Genomic DNA, 22308 nt, shown 5'->3' with positions numbered 1-22308 from the left:
CATGCGCAATCACTGACGCTTGTTGTAACCATCTCCGGTGCACCCCAGGCAGCGCACGAAGGCCGCCTTGCCCGGCTCGACCACCAGGGCCCGGCCGGCATCACCAATACCGCCACCGGTAGCGGCGAACGGCAGTGCCACGACAAAGACACCGGCACCGATCACGGTCGCAGCGATCAGCAAGGGGCGGGCAATCAGCAGATCCGCCACCATCGAGAAGGCGTCCGGCGCCTTGACGCTGTAGAGCGGATCGCCACTGGAATTTTGCACCACTTCCGCCTGTGCCGGCAGCGCCAGCAAGCCAGTGGTCAGCGCCAGGACAACAGCGGTTGAGCGAAACAGTTTCATCAGAGCGATCCTTCAGCTATTAGGAGGCAGTGCCAGTAACTATAACAGCGCTCTGGAAATTGTCAGCGTGACGGCCGTCAATCGCCATGAAATGCGTATGCGAGTTTTTTCGGGATAACAGCCCAGGGGTAGGCGGGAATTTCCGGACGCCGATCAGCGCTGGCAGCGCGGGCAATAGACACTGGCGCGCTGCCCCAGCTTGAGTTCACGCAGGGTGCTGCCGCAGTTTTTGCAAAACTCGCCGCCGCGCCCGTAGACGAACAACTCCTGCTGGAAATAGCCCGGCTGGCCGTCACCGCCGACGAAGTCACGCAGGGTGGTGCCGCCGCGCTCGATGGCATGGGCGAGGATGCGTTTGATCTGCTCGGCCAGGGTCATGTAGCGCGCCCGGGAAATCGAACCGGCCTCACGGCGCGGATCGATGCCGGCGGCGAACAGCGCTTCGCTCGCATAGATATTGCCGACCCCAACCACCACGGCGTTGTCCATGATGAAGGGTTTGACTGCCATCGAACGGCCACGCGACTGCTGGTACAGGCGCTCGCCGTCGAACGACTCGGTCAAGGGTTCGGGACCGAGCTTGCTGAGCAGCACATGGTGCCAGGGATCGGCACTCCAGAGCAGCGCGCCGAAGCGCCGTGGATCGGTGTAGCGCAGGGCCAGGCCGGACTCCAACTCGATGTCCACATGCTCGTGCTTGGCCGCCGGCAGGCCACACTCGACCAGGCGCAGGTTGCCGGACATGCCCAGGTGACTGATCAGACTGCCGGTCTCGGCCTTGATCAGCAGGTATTTGGCGCGCCGCTCGACACACTCGATGCGCTGGCCGGACAGGCGCACATCCAGGTCTTCGGGAATCGGCCAGCGCAGACGACGCTCGCGCACAATCACTCGGCTAACCCGCTGACCTTCGAGAAAGGGCGCGATACCGCGGCGGGTGGTTTCGACTTCAGGCAGTTCGGGCATGGGCAATCATTCGGGCAGACAGGGGAATGGCAGGCATCTACCTTAGCAGGAAACCGCCCCTATCCAGGCGTTCGCGATATCGGCGAACAGTCAGCAGTTGTGAAAGTATCGAGCGCCTTCACCAGGCGCTATCCGCCGGGGCAAACCCAGCCCCTGCCCGCCAAACCAGCCCGACAGGGCCGGCCTGGCGCGATCCGATCAGGCGTCGACGTCGGCAATCGCCTTATAGGCAGGCGCATCGAGCAGTTTGTCCAGCTCGCTGGCATCGCTTGGCTTGAGCTTGAAGAACCAGCTGCCATAGGGGTCGCTGTTGACGCTCTCGGGAGCGTCGGCCAGATCCTGGTTGATCGCGATCACTTCGCCACCCACCGGCGTGTAGATATCGGAGGCGGCCTTGACCGATTCCACCACCCCGGACTCCTGACCGGCAGTCAGGGTCTGGCCGACTTCCGGCAGCTCGATGAAGACCACATCGCCCAGGGCTTCCTGAGCGTGATCGGAAATACCGACGGTGACCGTGCCATCGGCTTCCAGGCGGGCCCATTCGTGGCTGGTGGCGTAACGCAGATCGGCGGGGATAGTGCTCATGTGTCGTTCCTCGTAAGACATGACGGCGACCGCGCCGTCAGGAGAATTTAGCAGGGGTTGCTCTTAGCGAAAGCAAGTCATTGCAAACATAGCGCACCCAACCACACCCAGCGGGTGAAGGCACGCCCAGATCCATCTGGGTTACAGACTCGGCGCAGCAGCCGCGCAGCCTGCAATCGGGTTCAGATCAGGGCCTTGCCATGGCGGACAAACATCGGTTTGACCACCCTGACCGGAAACCATTTACCGCGAATTTCCACCTCGGCGCGCTCGCCAGTGGCTGTCGGCACACGCGCCAGGGCGATGGACTTGCCGAGGGTCGGGGAGAAGCTGCCGCTGGTGATCTCGCCCTCGCCCACACCGCCAACCCGCACCACCTGATGGGCACGCAGCACACCACGTTCCTCCAGCACCAGACCGACCAGCTTGGACTGGATACCAGCGTTCTTCAGTTCTTCCAGTACCTTGCGCCCGACAAACTGGCGCCCGGCCGGTGCCCAGGCGATGCTCCAGGCCATGTTGGCCGCCAGCGGCGTGACCTGCTCGTCCATGTCCTGGCCGTACAGGTTCATCCCGGCCTCCAGACGCAAGGTATCGCGCGCGCCCAGGCCGATAGGCGAGGTGCCGGCGCCGACCAGGTCATTGAAGAACGCCACGGCCTGATCGGCCGGCAACATGATTTCCAGGCCATCTTCGCCGGTGTAGCCGGTGCGGGCGATAAACCAGTCGCCTTCCGCCAGCCCCTGGAACGGTTTGAGTTCGTGAATCAGCGCGGCGCGGGCCTGGGTCACCAGCTCGCAGGTCTTGGCGCGGGCGTGCGGGCCCTGGATCGCGAGCATGGCCAGCTCGCTGCGCTCATGCAGTTCGACAGCGAAGGCGCCACTCTGCTGATGCATCCAGGCCAGATCCTTGTCGCGGGTAGCGGCATTGACCACCAGACGGTAGCCGCTCTGCCCCTCGACAGAATCGGTGAGGTAGACGATCAGATCGTCGATCACCCCACCCTGCTCGTTGAGTATGGCGCTGTACAGGGCCTTGCCGGAGATGTGCAAGCGCTCCACATCGTTGGCCAGCAGGTGCTGCAGATAGGCCTTGGCCTGACGGCCGGCGACATCGATCACGCACATGTGGGAGACGTCGAAGACCCCGCAATCGCGGCGCACCTGATGGTGTTCCTCGACTTGCGAACCATAGTGCAGCGGCATGTCCCAGCCACCGAAATCGACCATCTTGGCACCCAAGGCGAGGTGCAGGTCATAGAGAGGGGTGCGCTGTCCCATGGGTGTCTCCTTCCGGGCTTGGCAGAGCTGCGAGCAACTGCTGAACCCGGCTGAGCCCATTGAATCAGGGCACTGGCACGGGCTGTCGAAATGACGCGCCGCAGCGAATGGCGCGCATTGTAGCTGCAACACCGCGGCGGGTCATCCTGGCCGTAGGGCGTACGCGCGAAGCCGTGCGCCGCATGGACGCCGCTGGCCGCGGCCGAACGGCGGACTGTGCGCGGCTCCGATGAGCGTCCGGCGTCCCACTCCGCTAGCCGATCCGCCGCGCCGAACGGCGGATCAGCAGGATCACCGGCAGCAGCCCGACCAGCACCAGGGTCAGGGCCGGCAGCGCGGCGCGTGCCCATTCGCCCTCGCTGGTCATCTCGAACACCCGCACCGACAGGGTGCCCCAGCCGAAGGGGCGCATCAGCAGGGTCGCGGGCATTTCCTTGAGCACATCGACGAACACCAGCAGCGCCGCCGACATCGCCCCCGGCACCAGCAGCGGCAGGTAGACCCGGAAGAACAGGCCGATGCCGCCGACCCCCAGGCTGCGCGAGGCTTCCGGCAACGACGGGCGGATCCGCGCCAGGCTGTTCTCCAGCGGCCCGTAGGCCACCGCCATGAAGCGAATCAGGTAGGCCAGGAGCAAGGCCGACAGACTGCCGAGCAGGATCGGCTTGCCCGTGCCGCCGAGCCAACCGGACAGCGGAATCACCAGCTCGCGGTCGAGCACGCTGAAAGCCAGCATGATGGCCACCGCCAGCATCGAGCCCGGCAACGCATAGCCGAGATTGGCCAGGCTGACAGTCGAGCGCATCAACCGCGTCGGCGCCTGACGACGGGCGAAGGCCAGCAGCAAGGCCACGCAGACGGTGATCAGCGCGGCCATGCCGCCGAGGTAGACGGTGTGCAGAATCAGGGCGGTGTAGCGCTCGTCCAGATCGAAACGGCCGCGCTGCCAGAACCACACCAGCAACTGCACCACGGGAATCACAAAACCACAGGCGAACACCAGGCCGCACCAAGCGCTGGCGACCAGTGCCTGGCCACCCTTGAGGTGATAGAGCGCCTTGACCCGCGGCCGCTCGTTGGCCGGCCGCACGGCCCCGCGGGCACGCCGCTCGCCATAGAGCACCAGCATCACCGCGAGCAACAGCAGGCTGGCCAGCTGGGTGGCACTGGTCAGGCTGTAGAAGCCGTACCAGGTCTTGTAGATGGCCGTGGTGAAGGTGTCGAAATTGAACACCGAGACCGCGCCGAAATCGGCCAGGGTTTCCATGATCGCCAGCGCCAGGCCGGCACCGATGGCCGGCCGCGCCATCGGCAGGGCCACCCGCCAGAACGCCTGCCAGGGACTCTGCCCGAGCACCCGCGCCGCCTCCATCAGCCCCTTGCCCTGGGCCAGGAAGGCGTTGCGCGCCAGCAGGTAGACATAGGGGTAGAACACCAGCACCAGGACGATGATCACCCCGCCGGTGGAACGCACCCGCGGCAGACGCAAGCCGCTGCCAAACCAGTCGCGCAGCAGGGTTTGCACCGGCCCGGCGAAATCCAGCAGGCCGACGAAGACGAAGGCCAGCACATAGGCCGGAATGGCGAAGGGCAGCATCAGCGCCCAATCCAGCCAGCGGCGCCCGGGAAACTCGCAGAGACTGGTCAGCCAGGCCAGGCTGACGCCGAGCGCGGTGACCCCGATGCCGACCCCGAGTACCAGCATCAGGGTATTTCCGATCAGGCGCGGCAACTGGGTCTGCCACAGGTGCGCCCAGATCTGCCGATCCACCTCGTGCCAGCTGAACAGCAGCACGCTGAGCGGCAACAATACCAGCAGGGCAATGGCAAAGGCGATGGGATACCAGCGACGCTGGGCAGGAAGGGCCACGCAGAATCCTCGAAACTATTTTCTCGACGGCATAAACACAACGCCCCGGACTAAGCCGGGGCGTGGAGTATAACTGCAGCCTAAAGCAGGAAACCGAATCGAATCTGCCCTTGGTGCCCAGACACTGACCTGGATCAGTTCCAGCCGGCGCGATCCATCAGCATGGTCGCTTCGGCCTGACGCTTGCCAGCCACTTCCAGCGGGATGCTGTCGGCCTTGAAGCTGCCCCAGGCAGCCACTTCGGCGGACGGCGCGATCTGCGGATTGGCCGGGAACTCCTGGTTGAGGCTGGCGAACAGACCCTGGGCCTCCTCGGTGGTCATCCACTCCAGCAGTTTCTGGGCGGCCTCGGCGTGCGGCGCATGCGCGGTGACACCGGCGCCGGACAGGTTGACATGCACACCGCGGTCGGCCTGGTTCGGCCAGAACAGCTTGGCTTTCAGATCCGGTTGCTGCTTGTGCAGGCGGCCGAAGTAGTAGGTGTTGACCATGCCGACATCGCACTGGCCGGCGTCGATCGCCTGGATCAGCGCGGTATCGTCCGCGAATACGTCGGTGGCCAGGTTGCCGATCCAGCCCTTGATGATCGCCTCGGCTTTTTCGGCGCCGTGGGTCTCGATCAGGGTGGCGGTCAGCGACTGGTTATAGACTTTCTTGCTGGTACGCAGGCACAGGCGGCCTTCCCAGTTCTTGTCGGCCAGGGCTTCGTAGGTCGACAGCTCCTGCGGCTTGACCCGCTCGGTGGAGTAGACGATGGTCCGCGCACGCAGCGACAGGCCAGTCCAGGCGCCGGTGCTGGAGCGATACTGAGCAGGAATGTTGCTCTCGATGACCTTGGAGTCCAGCTTCTTCAGCACGCCTTCCTGCTCGGCCTGCCAGAGATTGCCGGCATCCACGGTGATCAGCATGTCGGCCGGGGTGTTCTCGCCTTCGGCCTTCAGGCGGGCCAGCAGCGGCGCTTCCTTGTCGGTGATGAACTTCACCGCGACACCGGTCTTGGCGGTGTAGGCATCGAAGACCGGCTTGATCAGCTCGTCGATACGGGCGGAGTAGACCACCACTTCATCGGCAGCCTGGGCGGCGCCAGCCAGCGCAGTGAGGGTGAGAGCGGCAAACAAACACTTACTTACCTGCATGAATCCTGCCTCTTGAGCGAAGGTGAGTCGAAAGACCAAATAATAGTGAATGTCATTTAGTTTCTCAACCATTCTTCGCCTCGCAGACGTAATCCGCCATGACCCAGGTCAATCTTCGCCAACCTTTTAATCGGCAACAGGGCGCACCCTGGCAGGTGCAAGGGGAGAGGTGGCGACGGCTTCAGGCGCGCGCCAGTTCCGGCAAATCGCCGCTGAGGCCAAGCGCCTGGCGGACGAACAGCGCCTTGGCCTCGGGCAGCTCGTCGACCCAGTTGAGGCCGGCGTTGCGCAGCCAGCGCAACGGCAATGGATCGGCCTGAAACAAGCGCTCGAAACCCTCCATCGCCGCCATCATCGCCAGGTTATGCGGCATGCGCCGCCGCTCGTAGCGACTCAGCACGCGCTCATCGGCCAGACGCTCACCCCGTCCCAGGGCATGCAGCAGCACCTCGGCCAGCACGGCAGCATCGAGGAAGCCCAGGTTGACGCCTTGCCCGGCCAACGGGTGGATGCTGTGCGCGGCATCGCCGATCAGCGCCAGCCCGTCTTCGACGTAGCGCTTGGCATGGCGCTGGCGCAACGGGATGCACAACCGCGGATCGGCGTGCAACACCTCGCCCAGGCGATGCTCGAAGGCCTTGCCCAGCTCGACACAGAAACCGGCGTCATCCAGCGCCATCAGGCGTTCGGCTTCGCCCGGGGTGGCCGACCAGACGATCGAACACCAGTGTTCGCCTGGCGTTGCAGTCAAGGGCAGGAAGGCCAGCGGGCCGTCGTCGGTGAAGCGCTGCCAGGCCGTGGCCTGGTGCGCCTCGCTGCAGCGCACGCTGGTGACGATGGCATGGTGCAGGTAGTCCCACTCGCGGGTGGCGCAACCGGCCAGGCGGCGCACCGCCGAATTGGCGCCATCGGCGGCGATCAGCAAGGGGGTACGCAACTGGCGGCCATCGGTCAGGGTCAGCAGCCAGTCGTCGCCGGAACGGCGCAACTGCTCCAGGCGGGCATTGTTCAGCAGGCCGACATTGCCGTCGTACAGACGCTCGAGCAAGGCATCCTGGACCACGCGGTTCTCGACGATATGACCGAGCGCCTCGGCATGCACGCTGGCCGCACTGAAATGAATCTGCCCGGTACCGGAACCGTCCCACACCCGCATCTCGGCATAGGGGCTGCTGCGACGCGCGGTGACGCCCGGCCACACACCAAGCCGCTCGAGCACCCGCTGACTGGCGATCGACAGCGCACTGACCCGCGGCTCGAAGGGCGCGGCAGGCTCGAACGGCTTGACGCTGAGCGGCCCGCCGTCGATCAGCAGAATGTCCAGCCCCTGCTCTTGCAGGGCCAAAGCCAGGGCGCTGCCAACCATACCGGCGCCGACGATGATCAGATCCGCACGCATATCATTCCTTAATTGAACCAACGCGAATTGAACGGTGACCGGGCATGCCTCTGTTGCCGCGGCAGCTGCCTGGTCCAGACTTGAGCCAACCGGTCGCGGCGGCCCGCCCTCATAGGTCGCGAGTCCCCAGGCCCATGGCCTGACGGGCGAACCAGCGCTTGGCCGGCGGCAGCAGATCCAGGCCCAGCAGGCCCAGGCCGCGCCCGGCGGCCAGCAGCGGCTGGCCACTGCTGAACAGGCGGGTGACCTGATCGGAAAAGCCCACGGTCAATTGCTGGTCGACCCGTTGCCGCTGCAGATAACCCTGCAGGGTCGCCAGATCGCCCAGCGGCGCACTGCTGCTCAGCAGCGTCTCGGCCAACGCCAGGGTGTCGCGCAGGGACAGGTTGTAGCCCTGCCCGGCAATCGGATGCAGGCTGTGCGCGGCGTTGCCGAGCACCACCAGATGGGAGCGTACCTGCTCTTCGGCCGCGGTCAGCGCCAGCGGGTACAGGTGCCGCGCACCGACCTGACGCAAGGCGCCGAGGCGGTAGCCGAAGGCCTGCTGCAATTCATTGAGGAAGCTTGCCTCGTCCATCCGCAGCAAGCGTTCGGCATCAGCCGTTGGGCGGGTCCAGACCAGCGCACAGCGCCTGTCCGCCAACGGCAGCATGGCCATCGGCCCGTCTTCGGTAAAACGCTCGAAGGCCAACCCCTGGTGATCGTCCTGCGGGCTGATATTGGCAATCAGCGCACTCTGACCGTAGGGCCTGTGGCTGACGCCGATACCCAACTGCTCGCGCAAGCCGGAGCGGCCGCCATCGGCCAGAATCGCCAGGTCGCACTCCAGGCTGGACTCATCGTCCAGGGTCAGTCGATAACCGCTCTCCCGCGCGTCCAGGCGCGCCACCTGCGCCGGGCTGCGCCAACTGACCACCTGCTGATCCAGAGCCTGCCACAGGCACTGGCCCAACCAGGCATTTTCCACCACATAGCCCAGCGCCGGCACGCCCTCCTCCGCGGCGCTCAGGCGCGCCGCGGCAAAGCGGCCGCGATCGGAGACATGAATCTGCAGAATCGGTTCGGCGCGCTCGCCGATGGCCTGCCACAGCCCCAGGTGCTGGTAGATCAGCCGCGTACCGTAGGACAGCGCAGTGGAGCGCGCATCGTAGCTCGGCTGATAGCCTTCGCCCGGGGCGAAGGGTTCGATCAGGCTGATCCTCCAGCCGCGCACCCGGGCCTCGTCCTGCAGGGCCAGGGCCAGGCTGGCGCCGACCAGACCGCCGCCAATGATTGCCAGATCGACTCGCTGCATGGGCTCAGACCGCCACTGTCGGCGCGGCGGCCATCAGCGCCTCGATCTCGCCGACGGTTTTCGGCACGCCAAGGGTGAGCACCTCGCAACCGCTCTTGGTCACCACCACGTCATCTTCGATGCGCACACCGATACCGCGCCATTTCTTCGCCACATTGGCGTTGTTCACGGCGACGTAGATGCCCGGCTCGACGGTCATGGCCATGCCGACCTCCAGCTCCCGCCACTCGCCACCGACCTTGTAGTCGCCGACATCGTGCACGTCCATGCCCAGCCAGTGGCCGGCGCGGTGCATGTAGAAGGGCTTGTAGGCCTCAGTGGCGATCAGCTCGTCGACCTCGCCGTGCAGCAGTCCCAGCTCGACCAGCCCGGCGGTGATCACCCGCACCGTCGCCTCGTGGGCTTCGTTCCAGTGCTTGCCCGGGGCGATATGCTTGAACGCCTCCTCGTTGGCCGCCAGCACCAGCTCGTAGATGGCCTTCTGCTCGGGCGAGAACCGACCGTTGACCGGAAAGCAGCGGGTGATGTCGCTGGCGTAGCAGTCGATCTCGCAGCCGGCGTCGATCAGCACCAGATCGCCGTCCTTGAGCGGCGCATCGTTCTCGCGGTAGTGCAGGATGCAGGCATTCCTGCCGGCCGCGACTATCGAGCCGTAGGCCGGCATCTTCGCCCCGCCCTTGCGGAATTCGTAGTCCAGCTCGGCTTCCAGGTGGAACTCATGCAGCCCGGCACGGCTGGCCTGCATGGCGCGGATATGGGCGCGCGCGGAAATCTGCGCGGCTTCCTTCATCACTCTGACCTCGGCGGCCGACTTGTACAGACGCATGTCGTGCAGTAGGTGATCGAGGGCGACGAACTCGTTGGGCGGCTGCGCGCCCTGACGCGCCTTGGAGCGGATCACGTTGATCCAGTCCATCAGGTGGCGATCGAACTCCTGGTTGGTGCCCATGGCGTAGTAGACCCGCTCGCGGCCTTCGATCAGGCCGGGGAGGATGTCGTCGATGTCACCGATGGGGAAGGCATCGTCGGCGCCGTACTGGCTGATCGCGCCGTCCTGACCGGCACGCAGGCCATCCCACAGCTCGCGCTCGGGATCCCGTTCGCGGCAGAACAGCACGTACTCGCCATGCTCGCGGCCGGGAATCAGCGCGATCACCGCCTCCGGCTCGGGAAAGCCGGAGAGGTACTGGAAGTCGCTGTCCTGGCGGTAGACATGCTCGACGTCGCGATTGCGGATGTACACCGGCGCCGCCGGCAGGATGGCGATGCTATTGGGTTCCATCTGCGCCATCAGCGCCTTGCGCCGACGGGCGTATTCCGACTTGGGGATGCTGATCATGGGCAGGTTGGGTCCACTTCTTCTATCGCGAGATTAATCAGTGCAGCGACGGCTTGGCGACCGCGGCTACCGGCTTGGAGCACTCACTGAACAGCAACAGCGGGGCCACCCGCAGGTATTCCATCACTTCCATGTAGTCGTTCTCGCCATCTTCCGACTCTTCCAGGGCATTCTGCACCTGGGCGATGGCCGACAGGTCCTGCAGCACTTCCATCGCCTCGGCGCTCAAGGCGCTGTCTCGCGCGGTCAGGCCGAAGCCGCCGAGAAAACCCTGGCACCACTGGCCAATGGCCGCGGCACGCTCGCGCAGCGGCGCTTCATCGGACGGCAAGAGCAGCACCACAGTGACTTCGTCACCGGACAACTCGCCCTTGACCATCTCCTGCAAGCCAATCAAGGCCTGGCGCACACTGTCTTGCGGTGCAGCGCCGAGCAGCTCGGCGGCATCCACCAGCCAGGAGTCGATATCGAAGCCGGCGCCAGCACAGCTGCGGCCCAGCAGCAGACCATGCAGCTCGGCAGGCGAAACGGGATGACCGCTGCTGGCGAGCAGCGCGGCGAAAGCGGTATAAGGAGAACTTGAAGTCGGCATAGATCACTAGGCGCCAAGCGGCGCAATCACTAGAATGAAGGCCTCGTATCCTAGCACCGGCAGGCGCGCCAAGACCATCCAAGGCCGGCGCAAGGTTTGACCTCCTTCAGGGACAAGCCTATATAGTCCGGTCAATCCTTGCCTTAGCGAGACCCCATGGAAGACGTCGACCTGCACGCCCTTACGACCAAGCTGGAGCAACTGATCCAGCGCGTCGAGCAGCTCAAGGCCCACAACCGGACTCTCCTGGCAAATGAAAAGGCCTGGCGCGAGGAGCGCGCCCATCTAATCGAAAAGAACGAAATGGCCCGGCACAAGGTCGAATCCATGATTTCGCGCCTCAAAGCCCTGGAGCAGGACTCATGACCCAGTCAAATACCGTTACCGTGCATATCCTCGACAAAGAATATTGCATCGCCTGTCCGCCGGACGAACGCATCAACCTGGAAAGTGCCGCGCGCTACCTGGACGGCAAGATGCGCGAGATCCGCAGCAGCGGAAAAGTCATCGGTGCCGATCGCATAGCGGTGATGGCCGCACTGAACATCACCAACGACCTGCTGCACAAACAGCACAACCTCGATCAGCAAACGACCTCGACCCGCGACCATGTGCGCGACCTGCTCGAGCGCGTCGACCATGCCCTGGCGAACGATGACGATGGCCAAGCTCGCTGATTCCGCCGCAGTGGATTCAGGTATACTGGCCGCCACTCCCTGGGGTGTGCGCCAGTTGGTGATGTCCCTGAGCCGATACGCACAAACCCGGGGGTTGCAAGTTGGGGCCGGTGTGCATGTCCGCCTGACGGAAAGCCTTAACGCCTCCTGCAACCTCCACCTTGAACTTTCGGGTTCAAGGGCTAAGCCGACAGCGGCACGCCGGGGAGTCTTTTTTTCACACCTGCTGCCCTCGGCTGGCAACAGGTTCCACGCCTGATCATGCTCGACTCGGCCGACCTGACCCGCCCGCAATTACGCCGCCTGCTGCGACAACAGCGCCGCGCCCTGAGCAATCAAGCGCAACGTCGAGCGGCGCAGCAGCTGTATCGGCAATTGGTGCAACACCCATTGTTTCGACGCGCCAGACACATCGCCCTGTACCTGCCCAATGATGGCGAAATCGACCCCAGGCCGCTGTTACGCGCCGCTCAACGCCGTGGCAAAGCCACCTACCTGCCAGTGCTCAACCCCTGGCCGCGTAGCAAAATGGTGTTTCAGCGCGTGCGCCCCCACGAAACCATGAAACCCAATCGCTTCCGCATCCCCGAGCCGCGCCACAACCGCATGCAGCAACGCAAGGTATGGACGCTGGACCTGGTGTTGTTACCGCTGGTCGGCTTCGACCGCCACGGCGGACGCATCGGCATGGGTGGCGGTTTTTACGATCGCAGCCTGGCCTATCGCGGGGTGCGCAAAAAATGGCACAAGCCGACCTTATTGGGCCTGGCACACGAATGTCAGCAGGTAGATCGGCTGGCACTGGCCAGCTGGGATGTGCCGCTCAAGGCGACGGTGACGGACAGGGCGTGGTACTGAACTGCGCGGGTGACGCCGCGATCCCTGCGGCACATGGCGGATCAAGCAAGCGGATCAAGGCTGTTGAGAGACGTTGGCGGGCGCATCGCCCTGCCGCTCCCATTGGCTCTGGGTGTAACCCGTGGTGACCACACCTAGGCCAAATAGAATGACCAATACCCACAATAGATCTGGTTTGCGTTTCATGGGATGCCTCCCCCTTCAAGGCATGCTGCGCACGGTGGACCGGCGGCGGTTATTGTTATCGGCCGTACGAACCGTCTAGCACGGAGGGCGGCATTGTCTACCCGCCGCCACCATCAAGCAATTGTTGGCGCCAAACGGTTGCCAACTGCCTGTACGACCATCCGTCCGTTATAAGGACTGGCTTCATGGAGCAAAGCTCATGCCATATTGGCTGATGAAATCGGAACCCGATGAATTCTCCATCCACGATCTGCAGCGCCTGGGCCAAGCCCGCTGGGATGGCGTGCGCAATTATCAGGCGCGTAATTTCTTGCGCAGCATGCTGGCCGGCGAGCAGTTGTTTTTTTACCACTCCAGCTGCCCCGAGCCGGGCATCGCCGGAATCGCCCGCATCATTGCCCCCGCCTATGCCGACCCGACGGCACTGGATCCGCACAGCCACTACTTCGACAGCAAGGCCAGCAGCGAGAAAAACCCCTGGAGCGCGGTCGACGTGGCCTTTGTCGAAGCCTTCAGCAGGGTCATCCCGCTGGCCGAACTGAAGGCGCAAAGCGCCTTGCTGGAACTGCCCCTGGTGCACAAGGGCAGTCGCCTGTCGGTGATGCCGGTCAGTGCCGAGCAATGGGCGGCAATCCTGGCGCTGAGCGAGCGCTAGCGCAGGGAGCAGGCACTGTGCTATGAGGTAACTGACTCCTCATGGATCCCGTCTATGCTGCGCCCCCGGTCTCCCTGGCCCACTCGCTTGGCGCTGGCAGCACTGCTCCTGGGCCTGAGCCTGGTCAGCCTGCTGCTCTGGCAGCGACTGTTGATCGCGCAGCAGGAGCGTGTCGCCGAGCGCGTCGGCTACCAGGCGCGCAGCCTCGCCCGGCAACTGGAGACCAGCCTGCACGATCAGGTCGATGGCCTGCGCCGCATCGCGCTGCAGTGGAATCACCGCGGGCGCATGCCGAAGGACGAATGGGTACTCGACAGCCGCTTCGCCCTCGAGCGCTTCAAGGGCTACCAGGCGATCCAATGGCTCGGCGCCGACCTCGCGATGCGCTGGATCGAACCCCTGCAGGGCAACGAAGAGGCCCTGCAGGTGCGCCTGACTCCGGCCCACCCCAACTTCAACCTGGCCATCCAGGCCAAGGCCTCGGGCGAACCACGCTTCTCCAACAGCTTCGTCCTGATCCAGGGCGGCCGCGGTTTCATTCTCTACACCCCGCTGTACATTCGCGACGCCCAGCAGGAGCGGGTCTTCGATGGCTTCCTGCAGGGAGTGTTTCGCGTCGAACGCTTGATGGATGAGCTGCTCAGCCACCCCGACAGCCGGGACTTCAGCGTCGACTTGCTGGAGGAGGGCCGGTCGATCTACCACCATGCACAACCCGACGCCCTCGACGCACTGCAGCAGGAGGTGCCGCTACAGCTGCTGAACAACCAGAACTTCGCCCTGCGTCTCAAACCCACCGAACAGCTGGTGCAACGCCTGGCCACGCCCCTGCCGCAAGTCGCTCTCGGCGCCAGCCTGACCATCAGCCTGCTGCTGGTCGCGGCCCTCGGCCTGGCGCTGGCCAATGCACGTCGCGCCAGCGCCCTGCAAGCTGGCAACCGGCGCCTGAGCGAAGAACTGGAGCAACGCGAAAAGATCGAGCAGGTACTGCGCGACAGCCGTGAGCGCCTGCAACTGGTACTCGACCTGACCGATTCCAGCCACGACGGCCTGTTCATCATCGACCCGCAGAACCGCGACATCCTGCACATGAACCAGGCCACCTACAGCAGCCTGGGCTACAGCGCTGAAGCCTTCCGCGAACTGCTCAAGCAGGATCCGGAACAGCTGCTGCCGGGCTACTACAACTGGCTCGATCGCGTGCGCCAAGCCCAACAGGACAAGCTGTCGAGCATCTTCCAGCAGAAGATGCGCCGGCGCGACGGCAGCGAACAAGCCGCGGAAATCAGCGCGCAACTGGTCCTGGTCAACGGCCACGAATACCTGATCGGGGTAACCCGCGACAACAGCCAACGCCTGCAACTCGAGGCGCAGCTGCAGCGCCTGTCGCAGCTGGATGGGTTGACCGGCCTGTACAACCGCCGTTTTTTCGACAGCCAACTCAACAGCGAGTGGCGCCGTTTGCGCCGCCACGGCACTTCGCTGACCCTGCTGATGCTGGATATCGATTACTTCAAGAGCTACAACGACCGACTCGGGCATCTGGCTGGCGACGATGCGCTGCGCCAGGTATCCGCGGTCTTGCCCAATAGCCTGCAGCGCGAGGGCGACAGCGCCTGCCGTTACGGCGGCGAGGAATTCGCCATCATCCTCGCCGATACCGGCCTGGAGGGCGGCATGCATGTCGCCTCACGGATACAGCAACGACTCGAAGCGCTGAACCTCGCCCACCCGGCCAGCCCGCTGGGGCGCCTGACCCTGAGCATCGGCCTGGCGGTTGCCGAGCCGGGCAGCGGCGAATCGCCGGACCTGCTGGTAGCGCACTGCGACCGAGCGCTTTACCGCGCCAAGCACGAGGGCCGCAACCGCATCTGCGTCTGGCGGGACGAGGAATGAGGAAACGCGCCCGGCCCGTCGAACAGCGCAACGCCACTCCTCAGAGGTTGTGAAAATATCGAGCGCCGTAGCGAGAGCGCCCCGGGCGTCCGCTGCTGGCGTTACTGAATGATCAGGTTGTTGAACAGCAGGTCGTCCACCAGCGGCTGGCCTTCTTCCTGGGTGATGACATCCTGCACCTGCTTGAGCGCTTCCTGGCGCAGCGCCTCCTTGGCGCCGGCCGCACCCATGCTCTCATCGGTCTGCTGGGAAAACAGCATCACCAGTTGATTGCGGATCAATGGCTCGTGGTGCTTGACCTTGTCCTCGGCCGCAGTACCGCTGACCCGTAGCGCGATATCCGCCTTGTAGAACTTGAGCTTGGGCCCTGAGCCGAAATTGCCCACCAGCGCCGGCACCAGGCTGACATAGGCAACCGCTGGCGGTGCGCCCTCTTCCGGCTTTTTCTCCGCCTCCTGAGCAAATGCCGGCACGGGCAGGGACAGGGCCAACAACAGTGCGATCCAGACTTTCACAGGGGGTATTCCTCCACAGGGGCGCCTAGCATAGCCATAGCCGGGCCGCAGCCCAAGCCCCAGTGCGCGTGAAAAAACGCCCATACTTATGCAGCGCCATCAGACGCGGCCATGCTCGTTGACCGCATCCCCCTCGCCTCTAACACTGCGAGGGTCTGTTGACGTTTCGCTGCGGCCACGAAACGTCAACAGACCCTAGTCCATCATCCGCAGAGGAAAGCCCGATGAAAGCCGTGCTGTGCAAAGCCTTCGGCCCCGCCGAAACCCTGGTACTGGAAGAAATCGCCAGCCCCGAAGCGAAGAACAACGAAGTCCTGCTCGACGTGCATGCGGCCGGGGTCAACTTCCCCGACACCCTGATCATCGAGGGCAAGTACCAGTTCAAGCCGCCGCTGCCCTTCTCCCCCGGCGGCGAAGCCGCGGGTGTGGTGGCGGCGGTGGGCGAGAAGGTCAGTCACCTGAAAGTCGGTGAGCGGGTAATGGCCCTGACCGGCTGGGGCAGCTTTGCCGAACAGGTGGCGGTAGCGGGCTACAACGTCATGCCGATCCCGCCGAGCATGGACTTCACCACTGCCGCCGCCTTCGGCATGACCTACGGCACCTCGATGCACGCGCTCAAGCAGCGCGCCAACCTGCAGCCGGGCGAAACCCTGCTGGTCCTCGGTGCCTCCGGCGGCGTGGGCCTGGCGGCAGTGGAAATCGGCAAGGCCATGGGCGCCCGGGTGATCGCCGCAGCGAGCAGCGCAGAAAAACTGGAAGTAGCCAGGGCCGCCGGCGCCGACGAACTGATCAACTACAGCGACAGCAGCCTGAAGGATGAAGTCAAACGCCTGACCGGCGGCCAGGGCGCCGACGTGATTTACGACCCGGTGGGCGGCGATCTGTTCGATCAGGCCATTCGCAGCATCGCCTGGAATGGCCGCCTGCTGGTGGTGGGTTTCGCCAGCGGACGCATCCCCGAACTGCCGGTCAACCTGGCCCTGCTCAAGGGCGCCGCCGTGGTCGGGGTGTTCTGGGGCTCGTTCGCCCAGCGCCAACCACAGGATAACGCCGCCAACTTCCAACAGCTGTTCGCCTGGCATGTCGAAGGCAAGCTCAGGCCGCTGGTCTCGCAGACCTTTGCCCTGGAGCAGGCGGCAGCGGCGATCGACACCCTCGGCCAGCGCAAGGCAGTGGGCAAGGTAGTGGTCACGGTCCGCTGAGACATTAACCGGTAAGGTGCGCCGTGCGCACCATCACCTACGCAGAAATATCGGTGCGCGCAGCGCACCCTACGGAAAAGCCGCCCTCGGGCAGCTTTTTCATGGCCGTCAATCAGCCCCTGGGGGCGTAGGCGAAGACGTCGGCGCGCATCTGCCGGGCATCCATGCCCGCCTCGACCAGGGCGTCGAGGGTCGCGTAGACCATGCTCGGCGAACCGCTGGCATACACATGCAGCGGCTTGAGGTCGACGAAGTCCGCGCGCACCGCCTCGTGCAGCAGGCCGCAACGGCCCTGCCAGCCGCACTGGTCGCTGACCACCCGATGCAGGAACAGATTGGGTAACGACTGCCACTCGGCCCAGCAGGGCAGCTCATAGAAATCTTCCGGTCGGCGCGCGCCCCAGTACAGGTGCACCGGGTGAGGGAAACCGGCGGCGCGGCAGTGCTCGATCAGGCTGCGCATCTGTGCCATGCCGGTACCGGCGGCGATCAACACCAGCGGGCCATCCGGCAGCTCGGCCAGATGGGTGTCGCCAAACGGCATCTGTATCCGCGCAAAACCCTGTCCGCGCAGGTGCTCGATGACCGCGATACTGGACGGGTCACGCGCCAGGATATGCAGTTCCAGCTCACGCCCGGACTGCGGCGCCGAGGCCAGGGAAAAAGCCGAAAACTCGGCATCCGCCCGTTGCAGCAACAGGTACTGGCCGGCGTGATAACGCGGCAACTTGCCGGCCGGCGCACGCAGGCGCACGCGAAACACGTCGCCACCGGCATCGTGGCATTCGAGCAGCTGGCAGTTCAGCTCGCGCACCGGCAGCTCGCCAGGCGCCAGCACCCCATCCCAGAGCAGGACACATTCCTGTTCGGGTTCGGCCAGGCAGGCGAACACCTCGCCATGCTCATGGGATTGGCCCGCCTGACGCACCCGGCCGTTGACCAGCAGGGCCGCGCAAATATGACAGTTGCCGTTGCGACAGCTCTGCGGGCAGTCGTAACCGAGCCGACGCGCCGCATCGAGAATGCGTTCGCCACGCTCGACGTCGAGTACGGCACCTGAGGGTTGCAAGGTAACTTTCATGGCGTTTTCAATCCAAAGCGCAAACCCGCGGCCTTGACCGGGCCTTGCACGCATTGCAGTAAGCGCGACCGCAGTCGCTTATCGATCCAGCGCATCAGTCGATCCCCAACTGCGCCCAGAGCTCGTCGACCCGACGCTTGACCGCCTCATCCTGAACGATCGCCCGCCCCCATTCGCGACTGGTCTCACCCGGCCATTTGTGGGTGGCGTCCAGGCCCATCTTGCTACCCAGACCGGAGACCGGCGAGGCGAAGTCCAGGTAATCGATCGGCGTGTTGTCGATCAGCACGGTGTCGCGCTTGGGGTCCATACGTGTGGTGATCGCCCAGATCACGTCGTTCCAGTTGCGCGCATCGATGTCGTCGTCGGTGACTATGACGAACTTGGTGTACATGAACTGGCGCAAGAACGACCAGACACCGAGCATCACGCGCTTGGCATGGCCAGGGTACTGCTTCTTGATGGTCACCACCGCCATGCGGTACGAGCAGCCTTCGGGCGGCAGGTAGAAATCGGTGATCTCGGGGAACTGCTTCTGCAGGATCGGCACGAAGACTTCATTCAACGCCACGCCGAGGATCGCCGGCTCATCCGGCGGGCGACCGGTGTAGGTGCTGTGGTAGATCGGCTTCTGCCGACGGGTGATGCGCTCGACGGTGAACACCGGGAAGCGGTCCACCTCGTTGTAGTAGCCGGTGTGGTCGCCGTAGGGACCTTCATCGGCCATCTCGCCGGGATGGATCACCCCTTCGAGGACGATTTCGGCACTGGCCGGCACCTGCAGTTCGCTGCCACGGCATTTGATCAACTCGGTACGATGGCCGCGCAACAGACCGGCGAAGGCGTATTCGGACAGACTGTCCGGCACCGGGGTGACCGCGCCAAGGATGGTTGCCGGATCGGCACCCAGGGCCACGGCCACCGGGTAGGGACGGTCCGGGTATTTCTCGCACCAGTCGCGGAAGTCCAGGGCGCCGCCGCGGTGGCTGAGCCAGCGCATGATCACCTTGTTGCGGCCGATCACCTGCTGGCGGTAGATGCCGAGGTTCTGCCGCTCCTTGTTCGGCCCCTTGGTGATGGTCAGGCCCCAGGTGATCAGCGGGCCGACATCGCCCGGCCAGCAGGTCTGCACCGGCAACTTGCCGAGGTCGACGTCGTCGCCCTCCTCGATCACTTCCTGGCAGGGCGCGTCTTTCAACACCTTGGGCGCCATGGCCAGCACCTTGCGGAAAATTGGCAGCTTCGACCAGGCATCTTTCAGGCCTTTCGGCGGCTCCGGCTCTTTCAGGAACGCCAGCAGCTTGCCGATCTCGCGCAGCTCGCTGACCTCTTCCGCGCCCATGCCCAACGCCACCCGCTTGGGCGTGCCGAACAGGTTGCCGAGCACCGGCATGGCGAAGCCCGTGGGGTTCTCGAACAGCAGCGCCGGACCGCCGCGGCGCAATGTGCGGTCGCAGATTTCGGTCATTTCCAACACCGGGGATACCGGCGTCTGGATGCGCTTGAGTTCGCCGCGCTGTTCCAGGCCGCGGATAAAGTCGCGCAGGTCGCGATACTGCATGCAGGAGCCTCGTGTCGGGCGTGCCAGTCGGGGCGCAAAGTTTAGCGCCGAACTGGGTTATTCAGAAGGAGTGGCAGTGCGTAGACACACAAAAGCCGGGTTTCCCCGGCTTCTGTCTTAACCGGCCGAACCAGGCTCATCGCGAGCCGAGGTCAGTCAGTTGTTACCCAACATCGCCGAAGCGCAGCAGATCCTGCCTACTTGCGGCGCATCGACTGGAAGAACTCTTCATTGGTCTTGGTCGCTTTCAGCTTATCGATGAGGAACTCGATAGCGGCGATTTCGTCCATCGGATGCAGCAGCTTGCGCAGGATCCACATGCGCTGCAGCTCGTCTTCGGCGGTCAGCAACTCTTCGCGGCGGGTGCCGGAGCGGTTGATGTTGATCGCCGGGAACACGCGCTTCTCGGCGATCCGACGGTCCAGCGGCAATTCCATGTTGCCGGTGCCCTTGAATTCCTCGTAGATCACTTCGTCCATCTTCGAGCCGGTTTCCACCAGCGCGGTGGCGATGATGGTCAGCGATCCGCCTTCCTCGATATTGCGCGCGGCACCGAAGAAGCGCTTCGGCTTCTCCAGGGCGTGGGCGTCGACACCACCGGTGAGGACCTTGCCGGAGCTCGGGATCACGGTGTTGTAGGCCCGCGCCAGACGGGTGATGGAGTCGAGCAGGATGACCACGTCCTTCTTGTGCTCGACCAGGCGCTTGGCCTTCTCGATCACCATTTCGGCAACCTGCACGTGGCGGGTTGGCGGCTCGTCGAAGGTGGAAGCGACCACTTCGCCGCGCACGGTGCGCTGCATTTCGGTCACTTCTTCCGGGCGCTCGTCGATCAACAGCACGATCAGGTGGCACTCGGGGTTGTTGCGCGTGATGTTGGCCGCGATGTTCTGCAGCATGATGGTCTTGCCGGCCTTCGGCGGCGCCACGATCAGGCCACGCTGGCCCTTGCCGATGGGGGCACAGAGGTCAATGATGCGGCCGGTGATGTCTTCGGTGGAGCCGTTACCGGCTTCCATGATCAGGCGCTTGGTGGGGAACAGCGGCGTCAGGTTCTCGAACAGGATCTTGTTCTTCGCGTTTTCCGGGCGATCGTAGTTGATCGTATCGACCTTGAGCAGCGCGAAATAACGCTCGCCTTCTTTCGGCGGGCGGATCTTGCCGACGATGGTATCGCCAGTACGCAAGTTGAAGCGGCGGATCTGGCTCGGCGACACATAGATGTCATCGGGGCCAGCGAGGTACGAGGCATCCGCGGAGCGGAGGAAGCCGAAACCGTCCTGGAGGATCTCCAGCACGCCATCACCGGAGATTTCCTCACCGCTTTTAGCGTGTTTTTTCAACAGCGAGAAAATCACGTCCTGCTTGCGCGAACGAGCCATGTTTTCCAGGCCCATCTGTTCGGCGAGTTCCAGCAGTTCGGTGATCGGCTTTTGCTTGAGTTCGGTCAGATTCATAGGAATGACGTAATCATGAAGGAGGGGAAATAAGCTATTCAGCTTGGGAGACCGCGCCGCTAAAAGGCGATTGGATCGCCAGCGTGTTTCGAAGGTATTCGCGTAGGAATCCGTCGGCGACGGCTTGCAGGGGGCTGCATAGGAAATGCAGCGAGGCCGAATGTAACACCGGTTTTATCGACACGTCCAGCACCCGGACAGAAAAAACCCCGCAATCAGCGGGGCTTATCATTGGCACTATGGCTTAGATATTGCTGTCGAGGAAGGCCGCCAGCTGCGACTTGGACAGCGCACCAACCTTGGTGGCTTCGACGTTGCCGTTCTTGAACAACATCAGGGTCGGAATGCCACGCACGCCGTATTTCGGCGGGGTGTCCTGGTTTTCGTCGATGTTCAGCTTGCAGATTTTCAGCTTGCCTTGATAGTCCTTGGCGATCTCATCGAGCACCGGCGCGATCATCTTGCACGGACCGCACCACTCAGCCCAGTAATCGACCAGCACCGGACCTTCGGCCTGGATGACGTCCTGGTCGAAGCTGGCATCGCTGACATTGGTGATGAATTCGCTCATGGAAAGTCTCCGTGTTCGGAAGCAAAAAGTGGACGCCATCATAGCCCGCCTTTCCCGACACAGGAAGGCGAACGCCATTGAGCCTATCTATGGGGCCTGAAGAAATTTCCCGCTCGCTAGTCGCCAAGGGTGACAAAAGCGATGCCGGTGCGCAAGGCGGCCGCGCGGATATGCTGCTGCATGGCCTTCTGCGCCGGGCCCGAGGCGTGCCGCCCCAGGGCCTTGAGGATCTTACGGTGCTCCTGCCAGGTCTCCATCGCCCGCTCCGGGCGGATGAACGGTAGTTTCTGACTTTCCAGAAAAATATCCGCGCGGGAGGTGACGATGCCGCACATGGCCTGGTTGCCGCTGGCCAGCAGGATGCGCCGGTGAAAGTCGAAATCCAGGCGCGAAGCGCTGTCGAAATCACCGCCGCGCAGCTCCAGGCGCATCTGCTCGACATTGTCCTGCAGCGCATCCAGCTCTGCCGCGGTCAGGGTGGCCGCCGCCAGGCCACAGGCGAAACCCTCCAGGGCGAAACGCAGCTGGAAGGTATCGGCGGCCGACACCTGCTCGGCGAATGGCCAGGCGAAGCCCGTCGGGGCCGCGGCCTGGACGAACACCCCCTTGCCCGGCTGCACACTGACCATGCCCAGGGCACTCAGGGACGACAGGGCCTCGCGCAGGGAGGTGCGACTGACCCCCAGGCGCTCGGCCAGGTCGCGCTGCGAAGGCAGGGCGTCGCCCGGGCGATAGTCCTCGTCGGCGATCAGCTTGCGGATCGCCTGCAGGGCGTACTCGGGGACGGCGCGGGGAGCGGGAGCATGCATGACTGTTCAGGCCGGTCGGTCCAGTAAA

Annotated in this window: 23 protein-coding genes and 1 other RNA gene; 7 read left to right on the top strand and 17 right to left on the bottom strand. The window is 64.2% G+C overall.

What is annotated here, in order from left to right; all coding sequences use genetic code 11:
* Positions 1–9: 9 nt before the first annotated feature.
* From G9C89_RS13230 to G9C89_RS13185, 10 genes are all read right to left on the bottom strand, one after another.
* Complete coding sequence (locus tag G9C89_RS13230; protein ID WP_172148634.1) at positions 10–348, bottom strand: multidrug transporter; 339 nt, start codon at positions 346–348, stop codon at positions 10–12.
* 153 nt (positions 349–501) lie between these two features.
* The gene (gene mutM, locus G9C89_RS13225; protein ID WP_172148632.1) at positions 502–1314 is read right to left on the bottom strand and encodes a bifunctional DNA-formamidopyrimidine glycosylase/DNA-(apurinic or apyrimidinic site) lyase; all 813 of its coding nucleotides are present in this window, start codon (positions 1312–1314) and stop codon (positions 502–504) included.
* Between the two features lie 198 nt (positions 1315–1512).
* On the bottom strand, positions 1513–1902 hold the full coding sequence (gcvH, locus tag G9C89_RS13220) for a glycine cleavage system protein GcvH (RefSeq protein WP_172148630.1): 390 nt from the start codon (positions 1900–1902) through the stop codon (positions 1513–1515).
* Between the two features lie 182 nt (positions 1903–2084).
* Positions 2085–3182, bottom strand: coding sequence for a glycine cleavage system aminomethyltransferase GcvT (gene gcvT / locus G9C89_RS13215; RefSeq protein WP_172148628.1), 1098 nt, complete (start codon positions 3180–3182; stop codon positions 2085–2087).
* Positions 3183–3435: 253 nt separating this feature from the next.
* Positions 3436–5052 (bottom strand): ABC transporter permease, encoded by a 1617-nt coding sequence (locus G9C89_RS13210; RefSeq protein WP_172148626.1) that lies wholly within the window; start codon positions 5050–5052, stop codon positions 3436–3438.
* Positions 5053–5186: 134 nt separating this feature from the next.
* Positions 5187–6188: an extracellular solute-binding protein gene (locus tag G9C89_RS13205; protein ID WP_172148624.1), complete on the bottom strand. Its 1002-nt coding sequence runs from the start codon at positions 6186–6188 to the stop codon at positions 5187–5189.
* 181 nt (positions 6189–6369) lie between these two features.
* Positions 6370–7587 carry a 2-octaprenyl-3-methyl-6-methoxy-1,4-benzoquinol hydroxylase gene (locus G9C89_RS13200; RefSeq protein ID WP_172148622.1) on the bottom strand — a complete coding sequence of 406 codons (1218 nt, stop codon included), beginning with the start codon at positions 7585–7587 and terminating at the stop codon, positions 6370–6372.
* A 109-nt stretch (positions 7588–7696) separates the two neighbouring features.
* On the bottom strand, positions 7697–8881 hold the full coding sequence (ubiH, locus tag G9C89_RS13195) for a 2-octaprenyl-6-methoxyphenyl hydroxylase (protein WP_172148620.1): 1185 nt from the start codon (positions 8879–8881) through the stop codon (positions 7697–7699).
* Between the two features lie 4 nt (positions 8882–8885).
* Positions 8886–10220: a Xaa-Pro aminopeptidase gene (gene pepP, locus G9C89_RS13190; protein WP_172148618.1), complete on the bottom strand. Its 1335-nt coding sequence runs from the start codon at positions 10218–10220 to the stop codon at positions 8886–8888.
* A gap of 37 nt (positions 10221–10257) precedes the next feature.
* Positions 10258–10812: a YecA/YgfB family protein gene (locus G9C89_RS13185; protein ID WP_172148616.1), complete on the bottom strand. Its 555-nt coding sequence runs from the start codon at positions 10810–10812 to the stop codon at positions 10258–10260.
* A 156-nt stretch (positions 10813–10968) separates the two neighbouring features.
* Here G9C89_RS13185 and G9C89_RS13180 point away from each other — a divergent pair, with 156 nt between their 5' ends.
* The 4 genes from G9C89_RS13180 (at position 10969) to G9C89_RS13165 (ending at position 12347) form a co-directional block, all read left to right on the top strand.
* Positions 10969–11178 carry a TIGR02449 family protein gene (locus tag G9C89_RS13180; protein ID WP_172148614.1) on the top strand — a complete coding sequence of 70 codons (210 nt, stop codon included), beginning with the start codon at positions 10969–10971 and terminating at the stop codon, positions 11176–11178.
* The gene (locus G9C89_RS13175) at positions 11175–11489 is read left to right on the top strand and encodes a cell division protein ZapA (RefSeq protein ID WP_172148612.1); all 315 of its coding nucleotides are present in this window, start codon (positions 11175–11177) and stop codon (positions 11487–11489) included. Before G9C89_RS13180 ends, G9C89_RS13175 begins: the two co-directional genes overlap by 4 nt.
* Positions 11490–11522: 33 nt before the next feature.
* Positions 11523–11701: non-coding RNA, 6S RNA (gene ssrS / locus G9C89_RS13170), on the top strand.
* A 49-nt stretch (positions 11702–11750) separates the two neighbouring features.
* Positions 11751–12347, top strand: a complete 597-nt coding sequence (locus G9C89_RS13165) for a 5-formyltetrahydrofolate cyclo-ligase (RefSeq protein WP_172148610.1) — start codon at positions 11751–11753, stop codon at positions 12345–12347.
* A 54-nt stretch (positions 12348–12401) separates the two neighbouring features.
* On the opposite strand, the gene G9C89_RS25210 is transcribed toward G9C89_RS13165, so the two are convergent.
* Positions 12402–12533, bottom strand: a complete 132-nt coding sequence (locus G9C89_RS25210; RefSeq protein WP_256674180.1) for a hypothetical protein — start codon at positions 12531–12533, stop codon at positions 12402–12404.
* A gap of 199 nt (positions 12534–12732) precedes the next feature.
* On the opposite strand from G9C89_RS25210, the gene G9C89_RS13160 reads away from it, so the two are divergent.
* Together G9C89_RS13160 and G9C89_RS13155 are read left to right on the top strand one after the other, a co-directional pair.
* Complete coding sequence (locus G9C89_RS13160; protein WP_172148608.1) at positions 12733–13188, top strand: EVE domain-containing protein; 456 nt, start codon at positions 12733–12735, stop codon at positions 13186–13188.
* Between the two features lie 54 nt (positions 13189–13242).
* Positions 13243–15084: a sensor domain-containing diguanylate cyclase gene (locus G9C89_RS13155; RefSeq protein ID WP_390623804.1), complete on the top strand. Its 1842-nt coding sequence runs from the start codon at positions 13243–13245 to the stop codon at positions 15082–15084.
* Positions 15085–15185: 101 nt separating this feature from the next.
* On the opposite strand, the gene G9C89_RS13150 is transcribed toward G9C89_RS13155, so the two are convergent.
* Positions 15186–15599 carry a flagellar basal body-associated protein FliL gene (locus tag G9C89_RS13150; RefSeq protein ID WP_172148596.1) on the bottom strand — a complete coding sequence of 138 codons (414 nt, stop codon included), beginning with the start codon at positions 15597–15599 and terminating at the stop codon, positions 15186–15188.
* Between the two features lie 224 nt (positions 15600–15823).
* On the opposite strand from G9C89_RS13150, the gene G9C89_RS13145 reads away from it, so the two are divergent.
* Complete coding sequence (locus G9C89_RS13145) at positions 15824–16801, top strand: NADPH:quinone oxidoreductase family protein (RefSeq protein WP_172148594.1); 978 nt, start codon at positions 15824–15826, stop codon at positions 16799–16801.
* Between the two features lie 112 nt (positions 16802–16913).
* Here G9C89_RS13145 and G9C89_RS13140 read toward each other — a convergent pair whose 3' ends face one another.
* The 5 genes from G9C89_RS13140 to G9C89_RS13120 all read right to left on the bottom strand — a co-directional run bounded on the left by G9C89_RS13140 (position 16914) and on the right by G9C89_RS13120 (position 22280).
* The gene (locus G9C89_RS13140) at positions 16914–17882 is read right to left on the bottom strand and encodes a CDP-6-deoxy-delta-3,4-glucoseen reductase (protein WP_172148592.1); all 969 of its coding nucleotides are present in this window, start codon (positions 17880–17882) and stop codon (positions 16914–16916) included.
* Positions 17883–17976: 94 nt separating this feature from the next.
* Positions 17977–19443, bottom strand: a complete 1467-nt coding sequence (gene ubiD, locus G9C89_RS13135) for a 4-hydroxy-3-polyprenylbenzoate decarboxylase (RefSeq protein WP_172148590.1) — start codon at positions 19441–19443, stop codon at positions 17977–17979.
* Positions 19444–19640: 197 nt separating this feature from the next.
* A complete protein-coding gene (gene rho / locus G9C89_RS13130) occupies positions 19641–20900 on the bottom strand; it encodes a transcription termination factor Rho (protein ID WP_172148588.1) in 1260 nt (419 codons plus the stop codon).
* 244 nt (positions 20901–21144) lie between these two features.
* On the bottom strand, positions 21145–21471 hold the full coding sequence (gene trxA / locus G9C89_RS13125) for a thioredoxin TrxA (RefSeq protein ID WP_172148586.1): 327 nt from the start codon (positions 21469–21471) through the stop codon (positions 21145–21147).
* A 116-nt stretch (positions 21472–21587) separates the two neighbouring features.
* Positions 21588–22280: a FadR/GntR family transcriptional regulator gene (locus tag G9C89_RS13120; protein ID WP_172148584.1), complete on the bottom strand. Its 693-nt coding sequence runs from the start codon at positions 22278–22280 to the stop codon at positions 21588–21590.
* Between the last annotated feature and the right edge of the window lie 28 nt (positions 22281–22308).

Origin of the sequence: Pseudomonas tumuqii (assembly GCF_013184545.1) — a bacterium.
GTDB classification, from domain to species: domain Bacteria; phylum Pseudomonadota; class Gammaproteobacteria; order Pseudomonadales; family Pseudomonadaceae; genus Aquipseudomonas; species Aquipseudomonas tumuqii.
The sequence above is the reverse complement of the archived record's forward strand: the minus strand, read 5'-3'. Positions and strand labels throughout refer to the sequence as shown.

Excerpts from the sequence above, each read along its gene's own strand:
- G9C89_RS13230 (WP_172148634.1), bottom strand. The coding sequence starts at position 348 with ATGAAACTGTTTCGCTCAACCGCTGTTGTCCTGGCGCTGACCACTGGC.
- mutM (WP_172148632.1), bottom strand. The coding sequence starts at position 1,314 with ATGCCCGAACTGCCTGAAGTCGAAACCACCCGCCGCGGTATCGCGCCC.
- gcvH (WP_172148630.1), bottom strand. The coding sequence starts at position 1,902 with ATGAGCACTATCCCCGCCGATCTGCGTTACGCCACCAGCCACGAATGG.
- gcvT (WP_172148628.1), bottom strand. The coding sequence starts at position 3,182 with ATGGGACAGCGCACCCCTCTCTATGACCTGCACCTCGCCTTGGGTGCC.
- G9C89_RS13205 (WP_172148624.1), bottom strand. The coding sequence starts at position 6,188 with ATGCAGGTAAGTAAGTGTTTGTTTGCCGCTCTCACCCTCACTGCGCTG.
- G9C89_RS13200 (WP_172148622.1), bottom strand. The coding sequence starts at position 7,587 with ATGCGTGCGGATCTGATCATCGTCGGCGCCGGTATGGTTGGCAGCGCC.
- ubiH (WP_172148620.1), bottom strand. The coding sequence starts at position 8,881 with ATGCAGCGAGTCGATCTGGCAATCATTGGCGGCGGTCTGGTCGGCGCC.
- pepP (WP_172148618.1), bottom strand. The coding sequence starts at position 10,220 with ATGATCAGCATCCCCAAGTCGGAATACGCCCGTCGGCGCAAGGCGCTG.
- G9C89_RS13185 (WP_172148616.1), bottom strand. The coding sequence starts at position 10,812 with ATGCCGACTTCAAGTTCTCCTTATACCGCTTTCGCCGCGCTGCTCGCC.
- G9C89_RS13180 (WP_172148614.1), top strand. The coding sequence starts at position 10,969 with ATGGAAGACGTCGACCTGCACGCCCTTACGACCAAGCTGGAGCAACTG.
- G9C89_RS13175 (WP_172148612.1), top strand. The coding sequence starts at position 11,175 with ATGACCCAGTCAAATACCGTTACCGTGCATATCCTCGACAAAGAATAT.
- G9C89_RS13165 (WP_172148610.1), top strand. The coding sequence starts at position 11,751 with ATGCTCGACTCGGCCGACCTGACCCGCCCGCAATTACGCCGCCTGCTG.
- G9C89_RS25210 (WP_256674180.1), bottom strand. The coding sequence starts at position 12,533 with ATGAAACGCAAACCAGATCTATTGTGGGTATTGGTCATTCTATTTGGC.
- G9C89_RS13160 (WP_172148608.1), top strand. The coding sequence starts at position 12,733 with ATGCCATATTGGCTGATGAAATCGGAACCCGATGAATTCTCCATCCAC.
- G9C89_RS13155 (WP_390623804.1), top strand. The coding sequence starts at position 13,243 with ATGCTGCGCCCCCGGTCTCCCTGGCCCACTCGCTTGGCGCTGGCAGCA.
- G9C89_RS13145 (WP_172148594.1), top strand. The coding sequence starts at position 15,824 with ATGAAAGCCGTGCTGTGCAAAGCCTTCGGCCCCGCCGAAACCCTGGTA.
- G9C89_RS13140 (WP_172148592.1), bottom strand. The coding sequence starts at position 17,882 with ATGAAAGTTACCTTGCAACCCTCAGGTGCCGTACTCGACGTCGAGCGT.
- ubiD (WP_172148590.1), bottom strand. The coding sequence starts at position 19,443 with ATGCAGTATCGCGACCTGCGCGACTTTATCCGCGGCCTGGAACAGCGC.
- rho (WP_172148588.1), bottom strand. The coding sequence starts at position 20,900 with ATGAATCTGACCGAACTCAAGCAAAAGCCGATCACCGAACTGCTGGAA.
- trxA (WP_172148586.1), bottom strand. The coding sequence starts at position 21,471 with ATGAGCGAATTCATCACCAATGTCAGCGATGCCAGCTTCGACCAGGAC.
- G9C89_RS13120 (WP_172148584.1), bottom strand. The coding sequence starts at position 22,280 with ATGCATGCTCCCGCTCCCCGCGCCGTCCCCGAGTACGCCCTGCAGGCG.